Annotated in this window: 15 protein-coding genes; 8 read left to right on the top strand and 7 right to left on the bottom strand. The window is 73.4% G+C overall.

Annotation, left to right across the window (positions count from 1 at the left end):
* Positions 1–93: 93 nt before the first annotated feature.
* Both acnA and J1G43_RS11055 read left to right on the top strand, forming a co-directional pair.
* Positions 94–2,913, top strand: a complete 2,820-nt coding sequence (gene acnA, locus J1G43_RS11060) for an aconitate hydratase AcnA (protein WP_207378435.1) — start codon at positions 94–96, stop codon at positions 2,911–2,913.
* A 150-nt stretch (positions 2,914–3,063) separates the two neighbouring features.
* A complete protein-coding gene (locus tag J1G43_RS11055) occupies positions 3,064–3,315 on the top strand; it encodes a hypothetical protein (protein WP_207342071.1) in 252 nt (83 codons plus the stop codon).
* Between the two features lie 25 nt (positions 3,316–3,340).
* Here the strand turns inward: J1G43_RS11055 and J1G43_RS11050 are convergent, their stop codons facing one another.
* Positions 3,341–4,237 carry an aminoglycoside phosphotransferase family protein gene (locus J1G43_RS11050; RefSeq protein ID WP_307859551.1) on the bottom strand — a complete coding sequence of 299 codons (897 nt, stop codon included), beginning with the start codon at positions 4,235–4,237 and terminating at the stop codon, positions 3,341–3,343.
* 14 nt (positions 4,238–4,251) lie between these two features.
* Positions 4,252–5,262, bottom strand: a complete 1,011-nt coding sequence (locus J1G43_RS11045; RefSeq protein ID WP_207342070.1) for a LacI family DNA-binding transcriptional regulator — start codon at positions 5,260–5,262, stop codon at positions 4,252–4,254.
* A 216-nt stretch (positions 5,263–5,478) separates the two neighbouring features.
* On the opposite strand from J1G43_RS11045, the gene J1G43_RS11040 reads away from it, so the two are divergent.
* Together J1G43_RS11040 and J1G43_RS11035 are read left to right on the top strand one after the other, a co-directional pair.
* Positions 5,479–6,642: a Gfo/Idh/MocA family protein gene (locus tag J1G43_RS11040; protein ID WP_207342069.1), complete on the top strand. Its 1,164-nt coding sequence runs from the start codon at positions 5,479–5,481 to the stop codon at positions 6,640–6,642.
* Between the two features lie 90 nt (positions 6,643–6,732).
* Entirely contained in the window at positions 6,733–7,815 is a 1,083-nt protein-coding gene (locus J1G43_RS11035; RefSeq protein WP_207342068.1) for a Gfo/Idh/MocA family protein, read from the top strand.
* A 67-nt stretch (positions 7,816–7,882) separates the two neighbouring features.
* Here J1G43_RS11035 and J1G43_RS11030 read toward each other — a convergent pair whose 3' ends face one another.
* From J1G43_RS11030 to J1G43_RS11020, 3 genes are read right to left on the bottom strand one after another with little or no spacing between them, the layout of a single operon-like run.
* A complete protein-coding gene (locus J1G43_RS11030; RefSeq protein ID WP_207342067.1) occupies positions 7,883–8,560 on the bottom strand; it encodes a CoA pyrophosphatase in 678 nt (225 codons plus the stop codon).
* Positions 8,557–9,258 (bottom strand): type 1 glutamine amidotransferase, encoded by a 702-nt coding sequence (locus J1G43_RS11025; RefSeq protein WP_207342066.1) that lies wholly within the window; start codon positions 9,256–9,258, stop codon positions 8,557–8,559. Before J1G43_RS11025 ends, J1G43_RS11030 begins: the two co-directional genes overlap by 4 nt.
* A gap of 5 nt (positions 9,259–9,263) precedes the next feature.
* Positions 9,264–10,718: a GuaB1 family IMP dehydrogenase-related protein gene (locus J1G43_RS11020; RefSeq protein ID WP_207342065.1), complete on the bottom strand. Its 1,455-nt coding sequence runs from the start codon at positions 10,716–10,718 to the stop codon at positions 9,264–9,266.
* 93 nt (positions 10,719–10,811) lie between these two features.
* Between J1G43_RS11020 and J1G43_RS11015 the strand changes: the two genes are divergently transcribed.
* The 4 genes from J1G43_RS11015 to pflA all read left to right on the top strand — a co-directional run bounded on the left by J1G43_RS11015 (position 10,812) and on the right by pflA (position 16,712).
* The gene (locus J1G43_RS11015) at positions 10,812–11,420 is read left to right on the top strand and encodes a DUF4126 domain-containing protein (RefSeq protein ID WP_207371440.1); all 609 of its coding nucleotides are present in this window, start codon (positions 10,812–10,814) and stop codon (positions 11,418–11,420) included.
* A gap of 60 nt (positions 11,421–11,480) precedes the next feature.
* Positions 11,481–13,358 (top strand): 1-deoxy-D-xylulose-5-phosphate synthase, encoded by a 1,878-nt coding sequence (gene dxs / locus J1G43_RS11010; RefSeq protein WP_207342063.1) that lies wholly within the window; start codon positions 11,481–11,483, stop codon positions 13,356–13,358.
* 118 nt (positions 13,359–13,476) lie between these two features.
* A complete protein-coding gene (gene pflB, locus J1G43_RS11005; protein WP_207342062.1) occupies positions 13,477–15,747 on the top strand; it encodes a formate C-acetyltransferase in 2,271 nt (756 codons plus the stop codon).
* Positions 15,748–15,827: 80 nt separating this feature from the next.
* The gene (gene pflA, locus J1G43_RS11000) at positions 15,828–16,712 is read left to right on the top strand and encodes a pyruvate formate-lyase-activating protein (protein WP_207342061.1); all 885 of its coding nucleotides are present in this window, start codon (positions 15,828–15,830) and stop codon (positions 16,710–16,712) included.
* Positions 16,713–16,772: 60 nt separating this feature from the next.
* On the opposite strand, the gene J1G43_RS10995 is transcribed toward pflA, so the two are convergent.
* Together J1G43_RS10995 and J1G43_RS10990 are read right to left on the bottom strand one after the other, a co-directional pair.
* Positions 16,773–18,893 (bottom strand): 3-hydroxyacyl-CoA dehydrogenase NAD-binding domain-containing protein, encoded by a 2,121-nt coding sequence (locus J1G43_RS10995; protein ID WP_207342060.1) that lies wholly within the window; start codon positions 18,891–18,893, stop codon positions 16,773–16,775.
* Positions 18,890–20,128 (bottom strand): thiolase family protein, encoded by a 1,239-nt coding sequence (locus J1G43_RS10990; RefSeq protein WP_207342059.1) that lies wholly within the window; start codon positions 20,126–20,128, stop codon positions 18,890–18,892. Before J1G43_RS10990 ends, J1G43_RS10995 begins: the two co-directional genes overlap by 4 nt.
* Between the last annotated feature and the right edge of the window lie 27 nt (positions 20,129–20,155).

Here is a 20,155-nt window from a genome sequence, read left to right as displayed (position 1 = left end):
GGGCACCCGCCCTCCCGCGTCCTAGGCTTGGCCGGGGGCAGGGCCCGGGAGCCGGGACGTGAGAGCCCGGACACAGCCAGCGAAGGAGCGCCAGTGAGCAGCGTCGACAGCTTCGGATCGAAGGGAACTCTCGAGGTCGGTGACGCCTCGTACGAGATCTACCGGCTCGGGGCCGTCCCCGGCGTGGAGCGGCTGCCGTACAGCCTGAAGATCCTCGCGGAGAACCTGCTGCGCACCGAGGACGGTGCCAACATCACCGCGGACCACGTGCGCGCGCTCGCGGGCTGGGACCCGCAGGCGCAGCCCGACACCGAGATCCAGTTCACTCCGGCGCGCGTCATCATGCAGGACTTCACGGGTGTGCCCTGCGTGGTCGACCTCGCGACGATGCGGGAGGCCGTGGCCGACCTCGGTGGCGACCCCGAGCGGATCAACCCGCTCGCACCCGCCGAGCTCGTCATCGACCACTCGGTCCAGATCGACGTCGCCGGGCGCCGTGACGCGTTCGCCCGCAACGTCGAGCTCGAGTACGAGCGCAACTTCGAGCGCTACCAGTTCCTGCGGTGGGGCCAGACGGCCTTCGACGACTTCAAGGTCGTCCCCCCGGGCACCGGCATCGTGCACCAGGTCAACATCGAGTACCTGGCCCGGGTCGTCATGGTCCGTGACGGCAAGGCCTACCCCGACACCTGCGTCGGCACCGACTCGCACACCACGATGGTCAACGGCCTGGGCGTGCTGGGCTGGGGCGTCGGCGGCATCGAGGCCGAGGCGGCCATGCTCGGCCAGCCCGTGTCGATGCTCATCCCGCGGGTCGTCGGCTTCAAGCTCTCCGGGACCATCCCGTCCGGCGTGACCGCCACCGACGTCGTCCTGACGATCACGCAGCAGCTGCGCCAGCACGGCGTCGTCGGCAAGTTCGTCGAGTTCTACGGCGACGGCGTCGCGTCCGTGCCGCTGGCCAACCGCGCGACGATCGGCAACATGAGCCCCGAGTTCGGCTCGACCGCCGCGATCTTCCCGATCGACGGCGTGACGATGGACTACCTGCGCCTGACGGGGCGCTCCGAGGAGCAGCTCGCGCTCGTCGAGGCGTACGCCAAGGAGCAGGGCCTGTGGCACGACCCGGCCGCCGCCGGGTACGTCGAGCCCGTGTTCTCCGAGTACCTCGAGCTGGACCTGTCGAGCGTGGTCCCGTCGATCGCCGGGCCGAAGCGCCCGCAGGACCGCATCGAGCTCTCGGCGGCCAAGGAGTCGTTCGCGACGACGATCGTCGACTACGTCTCCGACGCCGAGGCCGCGCCCTTCTCGGGCCTCGACGAGTCCGTCGCGGAGACGTTCCCCGCGTCCGACCCCATCGCGGCCGGCGAGCACGAGGACGACTCCGACAAGCCGGCCGACGTGCCGAACGGCGACGCCGCGCGCCGCCCGCACAAGCGCGTGCCCGTCGCGCTGGCGGACGGCACGACCACCGAGCTCGACCACGGGCACGTCGTCATCGCCTCGATCACGAGCTGCACGAACACCTCGAACCCGTCGGTGATGCTCGCCGCGGCGCTGCTGGCCCGCAACGCGGTCGAGAAGGGCCTCTCGGCCAAGCCGTGGGTCAAGACGTCGATGGCGCCCGGCTCGCAGGTCGTCACCAACTACTACGAGAAGGCCGGTCTGTGGCCGGCGCTCGAGAAGCTGGGCTTCCACCTGGTCGGCTACGGCTGCGCCACCTGCATCGGCAACTCCGGCCCGCTGGCCGACGAGATCTCGGCGGCCGTCAACGAGCACGACCTGTCGGTCGTGTCGGTGCTCTCCGGCAACCGCAACTTCGAGGGCCGCATCAACCCCGACGTGAAGATGAACTACCTCGCGTCGCCGCCGCTGGTCATCGCGTACGCGCTGGCCGGGACGATGGACTTCGACTTCGAGAACGAGCCCCTGGGCACCACCGAGGCGGGCGAGCAGGTCTTCCTGCGGGACATCTGGCCGTCGCCGGAGGACGTGCAGGCCACGATCGACGCGTCGATCGACCGCCAGATGTTCGAGTCCGACTACGCCGACGTCTTCGCGGGCGACGACCGGTGGCGCGCGCTGCCGACGCCCGAGGGCAACGTCTTCGACTGGGACGCCGACTCGACCTACGTCCGCAAGCCCCCGTACTTCGAGGGCATGGCCGCCACGCCGGAGCCCGTCACGGACATCTCGGGTGCCCGCGTGCTCGCCAAGCTCGGCGACTCCGTGACCACCGACCACATCAGCCCCGCCGGCTCCATCAAGGCGGACAGCCCGGCGGGTCAGTACCTCGCGGAGCACGGCGTGGAGCGTCGTGACTTCAACTCCTACGGCTCGCGCCGCGGCAACCACGAGGTCATGATCCGCGGCACGTTCGCCAACATCCGGCTGCGCAACCAGCTGGTGCCGGGCGTCGAGGGCGGGTTCACGGTCAACTGGCTCGAGGGCGGCACCGAGCAGACGACGATCTACGACGCCTCCCAGGCCTACCAGGCCGCCGGTGTGCCGCTCGTGATCCTCGGCGGCAAGGAGTACGGCTCGGGCTCGTCGCGCGACTGGGCGGCCAAGGGCACGCGCCTGCTGGGCGTGCGCGCGGTCATCACCGAGAGCTTCGAGCGGATCCACCGGTCCAACCTCATCGGGATGGGCGTGCTGCCGCTGCAGTTCCCCGAGGGCGAGAGCGCGGACTCCCTGGGCCTGGACGGCTCGGAGACGTTCGACATCGCCGGCGTCACGGCGCTCAACGAGGGCACGACGCCGCGCACGGTCAAGGTCACGGCCACCAAGCCCGACGGCTCGGTCGTGGAGTTCGACGCGGTCGTGCGCATCGACACGCCCGGCGAGGCGGACTACTACCGCAACGGCGGCATCCTGCAGTACGTGCTGCGCCAGGTGGCCGGGGTCGCCTGACCCCGCGTTCGTCGCAGCTCCCCGAGGGGGCGTCCCGCACGACGGGGCGCCCCCTCGGGCGCGTCGGGGGCAGTACCCGACGGTGGCGCGCCTGCTACCGTGCACGCCCCGCGCCGACGACCCGTCGGCGACAGCCGCGAAGAGGCAGGCATGAACGCAGGAGCGCGGGAGGCGCAGCGCCTCGCGCTGGTCGGGTGGCTGCTGGTCGCGTGGGGCGTGCTGCTGGTGGGCGTCGTCCTCCTGCAGCCGTGGGCCTCGTGCGAGGAGGAGGACTCGTCCGCGGGCTGCCCGGTGCCTCCGGAGGCCGCGCCGTACATGACGACCGTGCTCGTCGCCGCGCTGGTGGCGGTGCTGGCGGGTGTCGTGGTCCTGCGGACGGCCGACCGCGTCGGGCGTCCGTGACGCGTGGCCCGGCCGGTGCCGGCGCTCAGGCCGCCGCGACCTGCGCGGCGGTGTGACAGCCGACCGCGGCCATCAGCGGGTACTCCTCGGGGTGCGCGAGCAGGACCGGCACGTACGACACCGCCCAGGCCCGCGCCCGGACCCACGTCGCGGCGTCCCAGCGGTGCTCCTCCTGCGTCCGCGCCACGAAGGCCGCGCGCCCGGCCGCGTCGAACGTCATCCACGCGGTGGCGAGGTCGCTCGCGGGGTCGCCGGAGCACAGGTCGCCGAAGTCGATCAGGCCCGTCAGGTGGCCGCCCGCGGCCACGAGGTTGCCCGGGTGCGGGTCGCCGTGGACCCACACGGGGTCCCGGTCCCACGCGGGTGCGGCCAGGCCGGCCTCGAGTGCGTCGCGCAGGGCGGCGACGTGCGGGACGGCCTCCGTCAGGCGGGACGCCATGACCTCGTGCCGCTGCGCCAGGGGCACCCCGCGGTACGGGTTGGTGGGGGCGTCGGGCGGCGCGGGCCGGTGCAGCGCGGCCAGCGCGTCGGCGAGCTCCGTCGCCCAGCCGGTGCGGTCGGCGACGGGCGTCGCGGCCACCGGTGTGCCGGGCAGCCACGGCACGACGCTCCACGCCCACGGGTAGCCGTGCCCCGGGCGGCCGTCGCGGACCGGGCGGGGGACGGGCACCGGCAGCCGCGCGGCGAGGACAGGCAGCCACCGCTGCTCGCGCTCGACGAGCGTCGAGGACGTCTCCCGCACGGGGAACCGCAGCGCGAGGTCCTCGCCCAGTCGCCAGGTGAGGTTGTCCCAGCCGAACGTCCGCCCGTGCAGCGGCAGGTGCGCGAGGTCGGGGTGCTGCTGCACGAGCAGCGCACGGGCGAGCTCCGCGTCGACGTCGACCTCGATCATCGGGTGGCGGGGCAGCGGGGGCGTCGGCACGGGGCGACGCTACGTCACGGGCGCGCGGTCCGGTCCGAGGGTGGGGCGGTCGACTCCCGCCAGACGATGGTGGTGAGCGGGGGCAGCCCGTGGGGCGCCGGCTCGCCGTTCAGGGCGGCGACGAGCTGCCGCATCGCGCGCCGTCCGGCCTCGGCGCGGTCGGTGTCGACGGTCGTGAGCGACGGCGTCAGGTAGGGGCCGACGGGGGCGTCGTCCCACCCGGTGACGCTGACGTCCCCGGGGACGGACCACCCGCGCTCCGCGGCCCCGCGCATCACGCCGACGGCGACGAGGTCGTTGCTCGCGATGACGGCGAGCGGCGGTGCGTGGTCGGGCAGCGACCTGATCGCGTCGAGACCCGCCCGGCCGGACCAGTCGCCCTCGACCACGCCGAGCGACGTCAGGCCGAGGCGCTCGACGGTCGTCACGTACGCGTCGCGCCGCGCCACGGCGGACGCGTACTGCGACGGGCCCGCGACGTGGAGGAAGCGCGTGTGGCCGAGTGCGGCCAGGTGCTCGACGAACGTCGCGACCGGTGAGGCGTCGACGAGCTCCCCGGCGGCGTGCATGTCGTCGTCGAAGGTCTCGGACACCGCGACGGGGACGTCGGTCGGGGCGCGCTCGCCGACGGCGGGCAGGAGCGGGGTGAAGGACAGGACCCCGTCGAACAGGCCGGACCGCGCGAGCTCGAGGACGCGCTCGCTGCGTGTCTCGACGCTGCCGTCGACGTGCAGGACGTCCATCGCGTAGCCGGCGGCCTGCGCCGCGGCCGAGGCGCCGGCGAGCATGGCGGCGGGGTCGTAGGCGGGCAGGCCCATGACGGCCGCCACGCGTCCCGTGCGGCGGGTGCGCATCGCACGGGCGGCGAGGTTCGGCCGGTAGTCCAGCTGCTCGGCGGCCCGCCGGACGCGCTCGCGCGTCGCGGGGGAGATCGACCCCTTGCCGGCGAGCACGTAGGAGACGGTCGACTGCGCCACGCCTGCGAGGCGTGCGACGTCTCGGCTGGTGGCGCGCGGTGCGTCCATGTCGGTCCTCCGCCGCGGGTGGACTCCGGCCGGCCGGGACCGCCCCGGCACGGCGTGACGGCGTCACGGCTTGACGGGTGCACCCGTGGCCCGCATCCTACCGTGATACGTATCACCGCTGATACGTATCACGTGCCCGACGACCTCCTGGGTCGACGCGTCACGCGACCTCGTGTGCGTCGACAGCACGCACACCGGCAGCAAGGAGCCCGGACCATGCTCAACGTCGGCGTCGTCGGGACCGGCGGCATCGCGGCGGCGCACCTCGCGGGGTACGCGACGTTCCCCGAGGAGTGCCGCGTCGTCGCCCTGCACGACGTCGTGCCGTCGCGGGCGCACGACGCGAAGGCCGCCTTCGGGCTCCTCGACGCCGACGTCGTCACCTTCGACGAGCTCCTGGCACGCCAGGACGTCGACCTGGTGAGCGTCTGCACGCCGCCGTCGTCGCACCGGTCCCTCACGGTGGACCTGCTGCTCTCGGGCAAGAACGTCATGGTCGAGAAGCCGATGGCACCCTCGGTCGCCGCCTGCGACGAGATGCTCGCGGCCGCGCGCCGGGCCGGCAGGACGCTCAGCGTGGTCGCGCAGAACCGGTTCCGCAACGACCTGGCCGCGGTGAAGGAGACGGTCGACTCGGGACTGCTCGGACCGGTGTCGCACGCCCGTGTCGACTCCGCGTGGTGGCGGGGCACGCCGTACTACGACCTGGACTGGCGGGGCACCTGGCAGTCCGAGGGTGGCGGCCCCACGCTCAACCACGCGATCCACCACATCGACCTCCTGCTGTGGATGCTCGGGCGGCCCGAGCGCGTCACGGCCGTCATGACGAACGCCTGGCACGACAACTCCGAGGTCGAGGACCTCTCCGTCGCGCTGCTCGAGTGGGAGCGGACGATCGCGACGCTGACGGCGTCCGTCGTCCACCACGGCGAGGAGCAGGCCTTCGCGGTCCAGGGCCGCGACGCCGCCGTCGCCCAGCCGTGGTCGGTGCGGGCGGAGTCCGCCCAGCCCAACGGCTTCCCCGCACGCGGCGGCAACGCCGAGCTCGTCGCCCGCATCGAGAGGCTCGCCGCCGACCGCGTGCCGCTCGTCCACGAGGGGCACGCCGGCCAGGTCGGTGACGTGGTGGCCGCTCTCACCGCCGGCCGCGAGCCCGCGATCACGGGCGAGGACGGGCGCCGTACCGTCGAGGTGGTCACCGCCGTCTACCAGGCCGCGATCGAGCGCCGGCCCGTGGACCTGCCGCTCGATCCCGCGTCGCCGTGGTACACCGGCGAGGCCCTGCTGGCACGGGCCCCGCGGTACCACGAGAAGACCCGTGCGGTGGCGTCGCAGGAGGGCGTGATCTCCCTCGGCGGCTCGCCCGGCCCGCACGCCTGAGCCGACATCGTCACGGTCGTGCGGCCGGCGCCGCGGCGACCTCAGCCCGGCCTGCGGACCGCAGGCCCCGACGTCCGAGGAGCACGCCCGATGAGCAGGACCGACGGCTCGACCTACGCCCCCGACCCCGTCCCGGCACCCGTCGTGGGACCGGGGGAGTTCACCATCGCCGCGATCGGCCTGGACCACGGGCACATCTACGGCCAGGTCGAGGGCCTGATCGGTGCCGGCGCCGAGCTGGCCTGGGTCTACGACCCGGACCCGCGCAAGGTCGCGGCCTTCGCCGCCCGCCACCCGGGCGTCAGGATCGCGCGCAGCGAGGCCGAGGTGCTCGACGACCCCGCCGTCCACCTCGTCGCCGGCGCCGCCGTCACCTCCGAGCGCTGCGCCCTGGGCATCCGCGTCATGGAGGCGGGCAAGGACTACTTCACCGACAAGGCGCCGTTGACCACGCTCGAGCAGCTCGCCGCCGCGAAGGACGCCGTCGCCCGGACGGGGCGCACGTACGCGGTGTACTACTCGGAGCGGCTGCACGTGGAGACGGCCGTGTTCGCGTCGCAGCTGATCGCCCAGGGGGCGATCGGGCGCGTCCTGCAGGTCATCGGGACGGGCCCGCACCGCCTCGGCCGGGGACGCCCGGACTGGTTCTTCGACAAGGAGCGGTACGGCGGCATCCTGTGCGACATCGGCTCGCACCAGATCGAGCAGATCCTGCACTACACGGGTGCGTCGGACGGTGAGGTCGTCCGGTCGCAGATCGCGAACTACCACCACCCCGAGCACCCGGGCCTCGACGACTTCGGCGACGCGATGCTGGTCCTGGACAACGGTGCCACCGGCTACTTCCGGTGCGACTGGTTCACGCCGGACGGCCTGCAGGGCTGGGGTGACGGACGCACGATCATCCTGGGCACCGAGGGGTTCATCGAGCAGCGCAAGTACATGCAGCTCGGCGACCCGCAGGCCACCGGCGGTCACCTGTACCTCGCGAACGGTCACGAGGAGACCGCGTTCCACCTCACGGGCCAGGTCGGCTACCCGTACTTCGGCGAGCTGGTCCTCGACTGCCTGAACCGCACCGAGAACGCCATGACCCAGGAGCACACGTTCAAGGCCGCCGAGCTGTCGGTCCTGGCGCAGCTCCGGGCCGTCGAGCTCACCGGCCGCGGCTGAGCGTCGCGACCGCGGCACGTCGTGACGCGGCCGCGTCGGGCCCCGACGCGCCCGCGTCGGCGTGGCGTCAGGGGACGACGGTCCGCGAGCGGTCCCACGGGACCGACCAGCCCGCGGCGTCGAGCACGCCCGCCAGCACGAGCGCCGTGAAGCCCCACACGACGACACCCCCGTCGAGCTCGAAGGCGGGGGTGCGCACCCGCCCTCGACCCGCGGGGTGCACGACGACGCCGCGGCGTGCGGGGTCCACGAGGTCGGCCACCGGCGCCCGGAAGACGTCGACGGCCTCGCGGTGGTCCACCGCGACGACCCGTGACGGGCGGGCCCACCACGCCAGCACCGGGGTCACGAGGTTGTCGCTGACGGGCAGCGGGACGTCGGCCAGCGTGCCGAGCACCTCGACGCCCGACGGGTCCAGGCCGGTCTCCTCGACCGCCTCGCGCAGCGCGGCCGCCACGGGGCCGTCGTCCTCGGGGTCGATGCCGCCGCCGGGGAACGCGACCTGGCCGGGGTGGTGCGAGAGGGTCGCCGCCCGGCGGTGCAGCAGGACGTCGAGGTCGGCCGGCACGTGCTGCGTGCCGACCCGGGCCGGGGCGTCGTCCAGCACGCCGAACAGGACGAGGACGGCCGAGCGGCGTGCGCCGCTGCTGCGGGCGAGCAGGGCGGGGTCACCCGGCCAGGAGATCCCGTCACGGGCCACGCGCAGCAGGTCGGCGCGTGCACCCGCCGCGTCCGTGGGGCTCACCCGCGGGCCCGGACCTGCTCGGCGAAGGCCGCGAAGACGCGCTGCGCCGCGGGCACCAGCGTCGGCAGGTGGCGGGCACCGTCGGCACGCAGCGACTCGACCTCGTCGTCCGACATGCCGTCGACCATGTCCGGCGTGGCCAGCCAGAGGTCGAGCATGGCCACGTCGAGCTCGGGGTGGAACTGCACGCCGACCGCGCTGCCGGCCCGGAACGCCTGCACCTGCGTGGCGTCGGTGGACGCCAGGAGCGTCGCCCCGTCAGGGAGGTCCACCTCGTCGCTGTGCCAGTGCAGCACCGTCGGCTCCGCACCGACGGGGCCGAGCCCGCCGAGGACCGGGTCGTCGGCGACGACGCGCACGGGCGCGAAGCCGACCTCGTGGGACGTGCGGCGGTGCAGCCGCGCCCCCAGCGCGAGCGCCAGCAGCTGGTGGCCCAGGCAGACGCCGAGCACGGGCACGTCCGCGTCCACCGCCGCTGCGAGCAGCCCGCGCTCGGCGGCCAGGCCCGGGTGTCCCGCGACGTCGTCGGCGTCCATCGCCCCGCCCATGACGACCACCCCGGAGACGTCCGACAGGGCGGGCAGCCGCGGCTCGGCGACGTCGAGCACCGTGCGCACGGTGTACGGCACGTCCAGCGCGCGGGTGATCGCCCCGGGGCCCTCGTGCGGCGCGTGCGTGAGCACCAGGACCGGGCGCATCCCGCTCACCAGCCGTCGGGCAGGGGGCGACCCTCGTCGTACCCCGCGGCGGACTGGATGCCGACGACCGCCCGCTCGTGGAGCTCCTCGAGGTTCGTCGCACCGACGTAGGTCGCCGCCGAGCGCACGCCGGCCGTGATCTGGTCGAGCAGGTCCTCGACGCCCGGACGACGCGGGTCGAGGTACATCCGGGAGTGCGAGATGCCCTCCTCGTACAGCCCCTTGCGGGCCCGCTCGAACGCCGAGCCGCCCTGCGTGCGGGCCGCGACGGCCCGGGCGGACGCCATCCCGAAGCTCTCCTTGTACAGCCGCCCCTGGCTGTCGGTGCGCATGTCGCCCGGCGACTCGTGCGTCCCGGCGAACCACGAGCCGACCATGACCTGCGAGGCGCCCGCGGCCAGGGCGAGGGCGACGTCACGCGGGTGCCGCACGCCCCCGTCGGCCCACACGTGCCGGCCCAGCCGGCGTGCCTCGGTCGCGCACTCGAGCACCGCCGAGAACTGCGGACGGCCCACGGCGGTCATCATGCGGGTCGTGCACATGGCACCCGGTCCGACGCCCACCTTCACGATGTCGGCGCCCGCCTCCACGAGGTCCCGCACGCCCTGCGCGGTCACCACGTTGCCCGCGACGACCGGGACCTGCGGGTCGAGCGACCGCACCGCGGCCAGCGCGTCGAGCATCTTGCGCTGGTGGCCGTGCGCCGTGTCGACCACGAGCACGTCGACGCCCGCGTCGAGCAGGTCGGACGCCTTGGCCTTCACGTCGCCGTTGATGCCGACGGCGGCGGCGATCCGCAGCCGGCCGTGCGCGTCGAGCGCGGGCGTGTAGATCGACGACCGCAGCGCGCCGACGCGCGTCAGCACACCCACCAGGCGGCCGTCGGACACGACGGGGGAGAAGCGGCGCCGCGAGCGGTGCAGCTGCTCGTACGCGTCCTCCAGGCCGTGGGCGCCGCCCTGCTCGATGACGGCCAGGTCCACGGTCGTGGGGTCCGGCGTCATCACCTGGTCGACCTGGGTGAACATGTCCACGTCCCGGCAGTCCGCCTCGGTGACGACCCCCACCGGCCGGCCGTCGTCGACGACGACGGCGGCACCGTGCGAGCGCTTGGCGATGAGCGTCAGCGCGGTGTGGACGGTGTCGTCGCGGGCGACCACGGTCGCCGTCTCGACGACGGGGTGCCGCTCCTTGACCGACGAGACGACCTTGCGGACCACGTCGGTGGGTGTGTCCTGGGGGAGCACCGCGATGCCCCCGCGACGCGCGACCGTCTCGGCCATGCGACGACCGGCGACCGCGGTCATGTTCGCGACGACCACGGGGATCGTCGTCCCCGTGCCGTCGCTGGAGGCCAGGTCGACGTCGAAGCGGGAGGTGACCTCGGAGCGGGACGGGACGAGGAACACGTCGCCGTACGTGAGGTCGGACGCGGCCGTGTGGCCGTCGAGGAAGCGCATGAGGGGACCCCTTTCCCAGGAATCCTAACGATCCGGCTGCGGACGCGGCACGGGGCCCGGCGGACCGGACCCCCCCCGGGTAGTCTCCCGCACATGCTGGTCGCGCTCACGGGGATCGGCCTGTCGGCCGCGGCGGGACTCAACGCCTACATCCCGTTCCTGCTCGTGGCGCTCCTCGCGCGGTTCACGGACGTCGTCGTGCTGCCGGCCGGCCTGGAGTGGATGCAGAGCGGCTGGGCGATCGGTGTCGGAGCGGTGCTGCTCCTCGCCGACGTCGTGCTGGACAAGGTCCCCGCCGTGGACACCGTGAACGACGCCGTCCAGACGTTCATCCGGCCGGCCACCGGGGGAATCGTCTTCGCCGCCACGTCCGCGGCGGAGGATCTCGAGGCGTCGTCCTGGGTCCAGGAGAACCCCTGGGTGCCGGTCCTCGCCGGCATCGTCGTCGCGGGCCTCGTGCACGCCGGCAAGGCCGCCGCCCGCCCCGTCGTCAACGCCGGCACGGGGGGCCTGGGTGCACCCGTCGTCTCGACCGTCGAGGACGGCGCGGCGATCGGCCTGAGCCTGCTCGCCGTGTTCCTCCCCGTGCTCGTCCTGGTGGTCCTCGCCCTCGGGATCTGGGCGCTCGTCGTGCTGCGGCGCCGGTGGCGCGCACGGCGGGACGGGCGGGTGGCGCAGGACGGACCCCTGCGCGGCACCTAGAGTGGGAGGTCCGGCAACCGTCGGCACACCGCCGGAGGGACCGGCACGAAGGAGGCCCAGGTGGGGCTGCTCGAACGCATCTCGTCGCCGCAGGACGTGCGTCGGCTCACGACGCAGGAGGTCGACGCGCTCGCGGAGGAGATCCGCGAGTTCCTCGTCGACCAGGTCTCGCGCACCGGCGGCCACCTCGGCCCGAACCTCGGGGTCGTCGAGCTGTCCATCGCGCTGCACCGCGTCTTCGACTCCCCGCGCGACACGATCGTGTTCGACACCGGGCACCAGGCCTACGTGCACAAGCTGCTGACCGGGCGCCAGGACTTCACGTCGCTGCGCCGCCGGGGCGGCATGTCCGGGTACCCCAGCCGCTCCGAGTCCGAGCACGACGTCGTCGAGAACTCGCACGCGTCCACCGCGCTGTCCTGGGCGGACGGGATCGCCAAGGCACGGCAGCTGCGCGGCGAGTCCGACCGGCACACCGTGGCCGTCATCGGTGACGGTGCCCTCACCGGCGGCATGGCCTGGGAGGCGCTCAACAACATCGCCGCGGGCGTCGACCGGCGCCTCGTCATCGTCGTCAACGACAACGGGCGGTCCTACGCACCGACCATCGGCGGGCTCGCCCAGCACCTCGACTCGCTGCGCACCACACAGGGCTACGAGTCGGTGCTGACGTGGGGCAAGACCACCCTGCGCCGCTCCGGGCCGCCCGGGCGCCTGGCCTACGAGGCGCTGCACGGTCTGAAGAAGGGCATCAAGGACGTCGTCGCACCCCAGGGCATGTTCGAGGACCTGGGGCTGAAGTACATCGGCCCGGTCGACGGGCACGACGAGCAGGCCGTAGAACGTGCGCTGCGCCGGGCGCGGGCGTTCGGCGGGCCGGTGATCGTCCACGTCATCACCGAGAAGGGCCGCGGGTACACCCCCGCCGAGCAGGACGTGGCCGACCGCTTCCACGCGGTGGGCGTGATCCACCCCGAGACGGGGCTGCCGCTGGCGCCGTCGCGGTTCGGCTGGACCAGCGTCTTCGCCGACGAGATCGTGCGCGTCGGGCGGCGCCGGCCGGACGTGGTCGCGATCACGGCCGCCATGCTGCAGCCGGTGGGCCTCGCCCCGTTCGCCGCGGAGTTCCCGGAGCGGGTCTTCGACGTGGGCATCGCCGAGCAGCACGCCGCGACGTCGGCCGCCGGCATGGCCTTCGCCGGCCTGCACCCGGTCGTCGCCGTCTACGCGACGTTCCTCAACCGCGCCTTCGACCAGGTGCTCATGGACGTCGCGCTGCACCGCGCGGGCGTCACGTTCGTGCTCGACCGTGCCGGCATCACGGGCGACGACGGTGCGAGCCACAACGGCATGTGGGACCTGGCCATGCTGTCGATCGTCCCCGGGCTGCGGCTCGCGGCACCCCGGGACGAGCCGACGCTGCGCGCCGCGCTGCGCCAGGCGGTCGACATCGACGACGCGCCGAGCGTGGTGCGCTACCCCAAGGGCTCGATGGGCGACCCCGTGCCCGCGATCGAGGACGCCGACGGGGTCGACGTGCTGGCGCGGCACGAGGGCGCGGGCACGCGGGTGCTCGTCGTCGGGATCGGCGCCATGGTGTCCACCGCGCTCGCGGTCGGTGAGCTGCTCGCGGCCGACGGCACCGCGGTCACCGTCGTCGACCCGCGCTGGGTGCTGCCCGTGCCGGCCGCGCTCGTGAAGCTGGTGGGGGACCACGACCACGTCGTCACCCTCGAGGACGGGCTGGTCGACGGTGGCATCGGCGCGCTGCTGGCGCAGCGTGCGCGGGAGGCGAACGTGCCGACGCCCGTGCAGTCCTTCGGCGTCCCCGCAGTCTTCCTGGAGCACGCGTCGCGCGACGAGGTGATCGACGAGCTGCGGCTCACGCCCCACGACGTCGCGGGGGACGTGCTCGCGGCGCTGCGCGCGCGGGGGTGAACCGGCTCGTGTGGTGGGCGTCACCAGTGCCGCCGGGCCGCGGGGACAGAGGTCCCAAGACATCCCATCATTCCGTCCGTAGCGTCGTCTTCATCGACCCCGACCCAGGGAGAGCCTGATGACCATCACCGCCGCCGCCAGCGACCGCAGCGACACCGTCGTACCCGCGGCCTGGGAGGGCTTCGTCGCCGGACCGTGGACCGACCACGTCGACGTCCGCGACTTCATCCAGCGCAACTACACGCCCTACGAGGGCGACGCCGACTTCCTCGCCGGCCCGACGGCCCGCACCACCGGCATCTGGGGCAAGCTCTCGGAGATGTTCCCGGAGGAGCGCGCGAAGGGCGTCTACGACGTCGACCCGTCGACCCCGTCCACGATCACGTCGCACGCCCCGGGCTACATCGACGAGACGAACGAGCTGATCGTCGGCCTGCAGACCGACGCGCCGCTGAAGCGCGCGATCATCCCCAACGGCGGCTGGCGCATGGTCCAGACCTCGCTCGAGACCTACGGGTACGAGGCGCCGCAGGAGATCATCGACATCTTCACCAAGTACCGCAAGACCCACAACGCCGGGGTCTTCGACGTGTACCCGCCGAACGTGCGCGCCGCCCGCTCGTCGCACATCATCACGGGCCTGCCCGACGCGTACGGCCGCGGCCGGATCATCGGTGACTACCGCCGCGTCGCCCTGTACGGCGTCGACCAGCTGATCGCCGCCAAGAAGCTCGAGAAGGCGTCGCTCGACATGGAGCGCTCGGTCGAGGACGTCATCCGCGACCGCGAGGAGCTCGCCGAGCAGATCCGCGCGCTGGGCGAGCTCAAGGAGATGGCCGCGTCCTACGGCTACGACATCTCGCAGCCGGCGACCAGCGCCCGCGAGGCCGTGCAGTGGCTGTACTTCGGCTACCTCGCCGCGGTGAAGGAGCAGAACGGCGCCGCGATGTCGCTGGGCCGCACCTCCACCTTCCTCGACGTCTACCTGCAGCGTGACCTCGAGGCCGGTGTCCTCACCGAGGAGCAGGCGCAGGAGATCATCGACGACTTCGTCATCAAGCTGCGCATCGTCCGGTTCCTGCGCACCCCGGAGTACGACACGCTCTTCTCCGGCGACCCGACGTGGGTGACCGAGTCGATCGGCGGCATCGGCGAGGACGGGCGCCCGCTCGTCACGAAGACGTCGTTCCGCTTCCTGCAGACGCTCTACAACCTCGGTCCGGCCCCCGAGCCGAACATGACCGTGTTCTGGAGCGAGCGGCTGCCCGAGGGCTTCAAGCGGTTCTGCGCGCAGGTCTCCATCGACACCTCCGCGGTGCAGTACGAGTCCGACGAGCTGATCCGCGCCTCGTGGGGCGACGACGCGGCCATCGCGTGCTGCGTGTCCCCGATGCGGGTCGGCAAGCAGATGCAGTTCTTCGGTGCGCGCGTCAACACCGCCAAGGCGCTGCTGTACGCCATCAACGGTGGTCGTGACGAGATCACGGGCAAGCAGGTCGCCCCCGTCTCGGCGCCCGTCGAGGGTGACGTGCTCGACTACGACGACGTGCTCGCCAAGTTCGACAAGACGCTGGACTGGCTGGCGGAGACGTACGTCGACGCGCTGAACTGCGTGCACTACATGCACGACAAGTACGCGTACGAGCGCATCGAGATGGCGCTGCACGACCGCACCGTCCTGCGCACGCTCGCCTGCGGGATCGCCGGCCTGTCGGTCGTCACGGACTCGCTGTCGGCGATCAAGTACGCCAAGGTCACGCCCCTGCGGACGGCCGACGGCCTCATCACCGACTACGTGATCGAGGGCGACTACCCGACCTACGGCAACGACGACGACCGTGCGGACGACATCGCGGTGTGGCTCGTGCGGACCTTCATGGAGAAGATCCGCGCGGTGCCCACGTACCGCAACGCGCTGCACACCCAGTCGGTGCTGACGATCACGTCGAACGTCGTCTACGGCAAGAACACCGGGTCGACCCCCGACGGGCGCAAGCTCGGCGAGCCGTTCGCCCCGGGTGCCAACCCGATGAACGGCCGTGACACCCACGGCATGCTCGCCTCCGCGCTGTCGGTCGCCAAGCTGCCGTACTCGGAGTCGCAGGACGGCATCTCGCTCACCTCGTCGATCGTGCCCGCCGGGCTCGGCCGGACGAAGGACGAGCAGGTGACCAACCTCGTCGGTCTGCTGGACGCCTACGTGCTGTCCTCCGGCTACCACATGAACGTCAACGTGCTGAACCGCGAGACGCTCGTGGACGCCATGGAGCACCCGGAGAACTACCCGCAGCTGACGATCCGCGTCTCCGGCTACGCCGTGAACTTCGTGCGGCTCACGCGCGAGCAGCAGCTCGACGTGCTGTCCCGCACCTTCCACGGCGCGGTCTGACCCCCGTGACCCCGGCCCGGCGCGCTGACCGCCGGGCCGGGGTCGCACCCCCCTGCACCACCGACCCGTGCGAGGCCCTGATGAGCACCACCGCCGAGCAGACCGGCGCCCCGGTCGTCCCCCTCGGGATGCCGCTCGTCGGCGGCTCGCACACCCGCACGCAGGGGCACGGCACCGCCGGGCTGGAGGCCACGGAGGCCGAGCGCGGTGAGCGACTGGCCGCGGTGCGCGAGGGCCGGCTCGGCTCGGTGCACTCGTGGGAGCTCGTCACCGCGGTCGACGGGCCCGGGACGCGCCTGACGATCTTCCTGTCCGGGTGCCCGTTGCGGTGCCTGTACTGCCACAACCCCGACACCATGGAGATGCGGCGGGGCACCGACGTCACCGCCGACGAGCTCCTCACCCGCATCGCCCGCTACCGCGGCGTGTTCAAGGCCACCGGCGGCGGCATCACGATCTCCGGCGGCGAGCCGCTCATGCAGCCCGCGTTCGTGCGGCGCCTCGTGCGCGGCGCGGCCGCGATGGACGTCCCGGTCGCCATCGACACCTCGGGCTTCCTCGGCGCCCAGGCCACCGACGAGATGCTCGACGACGTCTCGCTCGTCCTGCTGGACGTGAAGTCCGGCCTGCCCGAGACGTACAAGCGGGCCACCGGCCGCGAGCTGCAGCCGACGCTGGACTTCGGCCGCCGGCTCGCCGCACGCGGCAACCGCATGTGGATCCGGTTCGTGCTCGTGCCCGGCCTCACCGACGCGCCCGAGAACGTCGAGGCCGTCGCCGACTACGTCGCCTCGCTGGGTGAGGCCGTCGAGCGCGTCGAGGTCCTGCCCTTCCACCAGATGGGCCGCGACAAGTGGGCCGACCTGGGCCTGACGTACGAGCTCGAGGACACCGAGCCGCCCACGCGCGAGGCCACCGAGGCCGTCCGCGACGTCTTCCGCGCCCGGGGCCTGACGACCTTCTGACACCCCCCGCACGGTCGGGCTGGACCGACCCCGCGTCGGGGTCGATCCAGCCCGTGCCGGTCAGGCGGTGGGCACGTCCGCCAGGCCCTCGGGCAGCAGGCGGCGGCCCAGGACCTTCTCGCTGTAGCCGGTGCGGTCCAGGTACGGCGTGATGCCGCCGAGGTGGAAGCCCCACCCGGCGCCCAGGATCATGCACAGGTCGATCTGCTGCGGGGTCGTCACGACGCCCTCGTCGAGCATGTGGCCGATCTCGACGGCCAGGGCCGTGAGGACGGCGTCGAGCACACCCGCCTCGTCCAGCGGCGGGTCGAGGGGCTCGACCTCCCGGGCGGCGTCGAAGACGGCCTGCACGGCGGGGTCGACCCGCTTGGGCAGCCCCTTGGCGGGTGCCGGTGTGACGACGGTCGTGCCGTCGGCGACGAGCTTCTCGAGCCCGGGGGAGCGCGGGAAGCGGTCGCCCAGGTCCTCGCGCAGCGACGTCAGGACGTGCAGCCCGACGGCGGGACCGACCAGGTCGAACAGCTCGAACGGCGGCATCGGCAGGCCCAGCGGGTCGAGGGCGCGGTCGGCGACCTCGACGGGCGTGCCCTTCTCGACGGCGTCCACGATGATGCCCAGCAGCAGCACGAGCAGTCGGTTGACGACGAACCCCGGACGGTCCTTGACCAGGACCGCGGTCTTGCGCAGCTTCGCGGCGACGGCGAACCCGGTGGCCAGTGCCTCGTCCGAGGTCTGCTCCGCCTTCACCACCTCGACCAGCGGCATCGCCGCGACGGGGTTGAAGAAGTGCAGCCCGACCACCCGCTCGGGGTGGCGCAGGTCGGCGGCCATCCTCGTGACGGACAGCGCGGACGTGTTCGTCGCGAGCACCGCATCGGGTGCGATGACGTCCTCGAGCTCGGCGAACACGCGCTTCTTGAGATCCAGCACCTCGGTGACCGCCTCGATGACGAGGTCGCAGTCGGCGAACACGTCGATCGACGTCGAGCCGGTCACCTGGGAGGCGATGCGCGCGCCGGTGTCCGCCGGCATGCGGCCGGTCGAGACGAGGCGCTCGACCGAGGAGCGGACGGCGGCCAGCCCCTGCTCGACGCGGGCCTCGTCGAGGTCCCGCATGACGACCGGGACGCCGAGGCGCTGCGCGAACAGCAGCGCGATCTGGGAGGCCATGAGGCCCGCGCCGACCACGCCGACCCGCGTGACGCGGCGGGCGAGCGCGGGGTCGGGCGCGCCCGTGGGCTTCTTGCCGCCCTGGACGAGCCCGAACGCGTAGACGCTCGCGCGCATCTCGTCGCTGAGGATGAGGTCGGCGAGCGCCTCGTCCTCGGCGGCGAACGCGGCGTCCTTGTCGGCGTCCCGCGCGGCGGCCATGAGGTCCAGCGCGCGACCGGGCGCCGGGCGCGAGCCGTGGACGACGGCGTCGAGCCGGGCGCGGGCCGCGTCGACGACCGCCGACCAGGTCGCGGCGTCGTCGAGCGGGCGGCGCTCGACGGTGACGTCCCCGCGCAGCACGCCCGCGGCCCAGCGGACGGACTCCTCGAGGAAGTCCGCGGGGTCGAGGACGACGTCGACGAGCCCGATCGCCGCGGCCTGCGCCGCGGTGAACGGCTTGTTGGCGGCCGGGCGCGTGAGGACCACCTCGACGGCCTTCTCGATGCCGACGAGCCGGGGCACCAGGTACGCGCCACCCCAGCCGGGGACGAGCCCGAGGCCGGTCTCCGGCAGGGCCAGGGCGCGCACGTCGGCCGCTGCGGTGCGGTAGTCGCAGTTCAGTGCGACCTCGAACCCGCCGCCCAGCGCGGCGCCGTTGACGAAGGCGAACGTCGGCACGCCCATCTCACCGAGCAGCCGGTACGCGTCGTGCCCGCCGCGGCCCAGCGCCAGGGCGGCGTCCCGCGTGCGCACGCCGGCGACCTGCAGCAGGTCGGCGCCGGCGGCGAGGTAGTACGGCTTGCCGGTGACGGCGACGGCGGCGATCTCACCGGCGGCGGCACGCTCCTGCTGCGTGCGCAGCGCGGCGTGCAGCTCGGCGATGCCCTGCGGGCCGAGCGTCGTCGGCTTGGTGTGGTCGAGCCCGTTGTCGAGGGTGACCAGGGCGAGCGTGCCGAGGTCGCCGGGCAGGCGGACGTCCCGGACGAGGGCGTGGGTGACGCGCTCGGGGCGCGGCTCGGGCGTGCTCATCGGGCAGCCTCCTCGGCGGTGAAGTGCGGGTTCTCCCAGATGACGGTGCCGCCCTGCCCGAGTCCGACGCACATGGCGGTGAGGCCGTAGCGGACCTCGGGGTGCTCGGCGAACTGCCGCGCGAGCTGGGTCATGAGGCGCACGCCGGACGAGGCGAGCGGGTGGCCGACGGCGATGGCGCCGCCGTACGGGTTGACGCGGGGGTCGTCGTCGGCGATGCCGAACGCGTCGAGGAAGGACAGGACCTGGACCGCGAAGGCCTCGTTGAGCTCGAACAGACCGATGTCGTCGATGGTGAGGCCGGCGCGCTCGAGCGCCTTCTGGGTGGAGGGCACCGGGCCCAGGCCCATGACCTCGGGCTCGACGCCGGCGTACGCGAACGACACCAGGCGCATGCGCACCGGCAGGCCGAGCTCCTCGGCGACGTCCTCCGCGGCGAGCAGGCAGGACGCCGCGCCGTCGGTGAGCGGTGCCGACGTGCCGGCGGTGACGCGGCCGCCGGCACGGAACGGCGTCGCCAGTCCGGCCAGGCCCTCGAGCGTGGTGCCCGGACGCGGCGGCTCGTCGGCCGTCGCCAGGCCCCAGCCGCGCTCGGGGTCGCGGAGCGCGACGGGCACGAGGTCGGGGTCGATCTTCCCGGCGGCCAGCGCGGCGGCGTACTTCGCCTGGCTCGCGGCGCCGTACGCGTCGGCGCGCTCCTTGGTGAGCGCGGGGAACCGGTCGTGCAGGTTCTCGGCCGTCACGCCCATGTTGAGGGCGTCGGCGGCGACGATGCGCTCGGCGAGGAAGCGGGGGTTGGGGTCGGCGTCGAACCCCATCGGGTGGCGACCCATGTGCTCGACGCCCCCGGCGATCGTCACGTCCTGCGCACCGAAGCCGATGGCCGCGGCGGTGGTCGTCACGGCGGTCATCGCGCCGGCGCACATGCGGTCGATCGCGAACCCGGGCACGGTCGTCGGCAGCCCGGCCAGCATCGCGACGGTCCGTCCCAGCGTCAGGCCCTGGTCACCCTGCTGGGTGGTCGCGGCCAGCGCGACGTCGTCGACGCGCTCGGGCGGCAGCTGGGGGTGGCGTCGCAGCAGCTCGCGGACCGTCCGCACGGCGAGGTCGTCGGCGCGAGTGTGGGCATAGAGCCCGTCCTTGCGGGCGCGGCCGAACGGGGTGCGGACCCCGTCGACGAAGACGACGCGACGGGCGGCAGGCACCCGGGCGTCGGGACGGGACGTGCTCGGCATCAGTCCTCCAGGGGGACGGCGGTGTCC

It is taken from the genome of Cellulomonas sp. zg-ZUI22, assembly GCF_017353535.1.
In the GTDB taxonomy this organism is placed as follows: Bacteria; Actinomycetota; Actinomycetes; order Actinomycetales; family Cellulomonadaceae; genus Cellulomonas; species Cellulomonas wangleii.
Note: the sequence above shows the minus strand (reverse complement) of the source record. Positions and strands in the feature narration are given on the sequence as shown.

Excerpts from the sequence above, each read along its gene's own strand:
- J1G43_RS11020 (WP_207342065.1), bottom strand. The coding sequence starts at position 10,718 with ATGCGCTTCCTCGACGGCCACACGGCCGCGTCCGACCTCACGTACGGC.
- J1G43_RS11015 (WP_207371440.1), top strand. The coding sequence starts at position 10,812 with ATGCTGGTCGCGCTCACGGGGATCGGCCTGTCGGCCGCGGCGGGACTC.
- J1G43_RS11040 (WP_207342069.1), top strand. The coding sequence starts at position 5,479 with ATGCTCAACGTCGGCGTCGTCGGGACCGGCGGCATCGCGGCGGCGCAC.
- J1G43_RS11025 (WP_207342066.1), bottom strand. The coding sequence starts at position 9,258 with ATGCGCCCGGTCCTGGTGCTCACGCACGCGCCGCACGAGGGCCCCGGG.
- J1G43_RS11035 (WP_207342068.1), top strand. The coding sequence starts at position 6,733 with ATGAGCAGGACCGACGGCTCGACCTACGCCCCCGACCCCGTCCCGGCA.
- J1G43_RS11045 (WP_207342070.1), bottom strand. The coding sequence starts at position 5,262 with ATGGACGCACCGCGCGCCACCAGCCGAGACGTCGCACGCCTCGCAGGC.
- pflB (WP_207342062.1), top strand. The coding sequence starts at position 13,477 with ATGACCATCACCGCCGCCGCCAGCGACCGCAGCGACACCGTCGTACCC.
- J1G43_RS11055 (WP_207342071.1), top strand. The coding sequence starts at position 3,064 with ATGAACGCAGGAGCGCGGGAGGCGCAGCGCCTCGCGCTGGTCGGGTGG.
- pflA (WP_207342061.1), top strand. The coding sequence starts at position 15,828 with ATGAGCACCACCGCCGAGCAGACCGGCGCCCCGGTCGTCCCCCTCGGG.
- J1G43_RS10990 (WP_207342059.1), bottom strand. The coding sequence starts at position 20,128 with ATGCCGAGCACGTCCCGTCCCGACGCCCGGGTGCCTGCCGCCCGTCGC.
- J1G43_RS10995 (WP_207342060.1), bottom strand. The coding sequence starts at position 18,893 with ATGAGCACGCCCGAGCCGCGCCCCGAGCGCGTCACCCACGCCCTCGTC.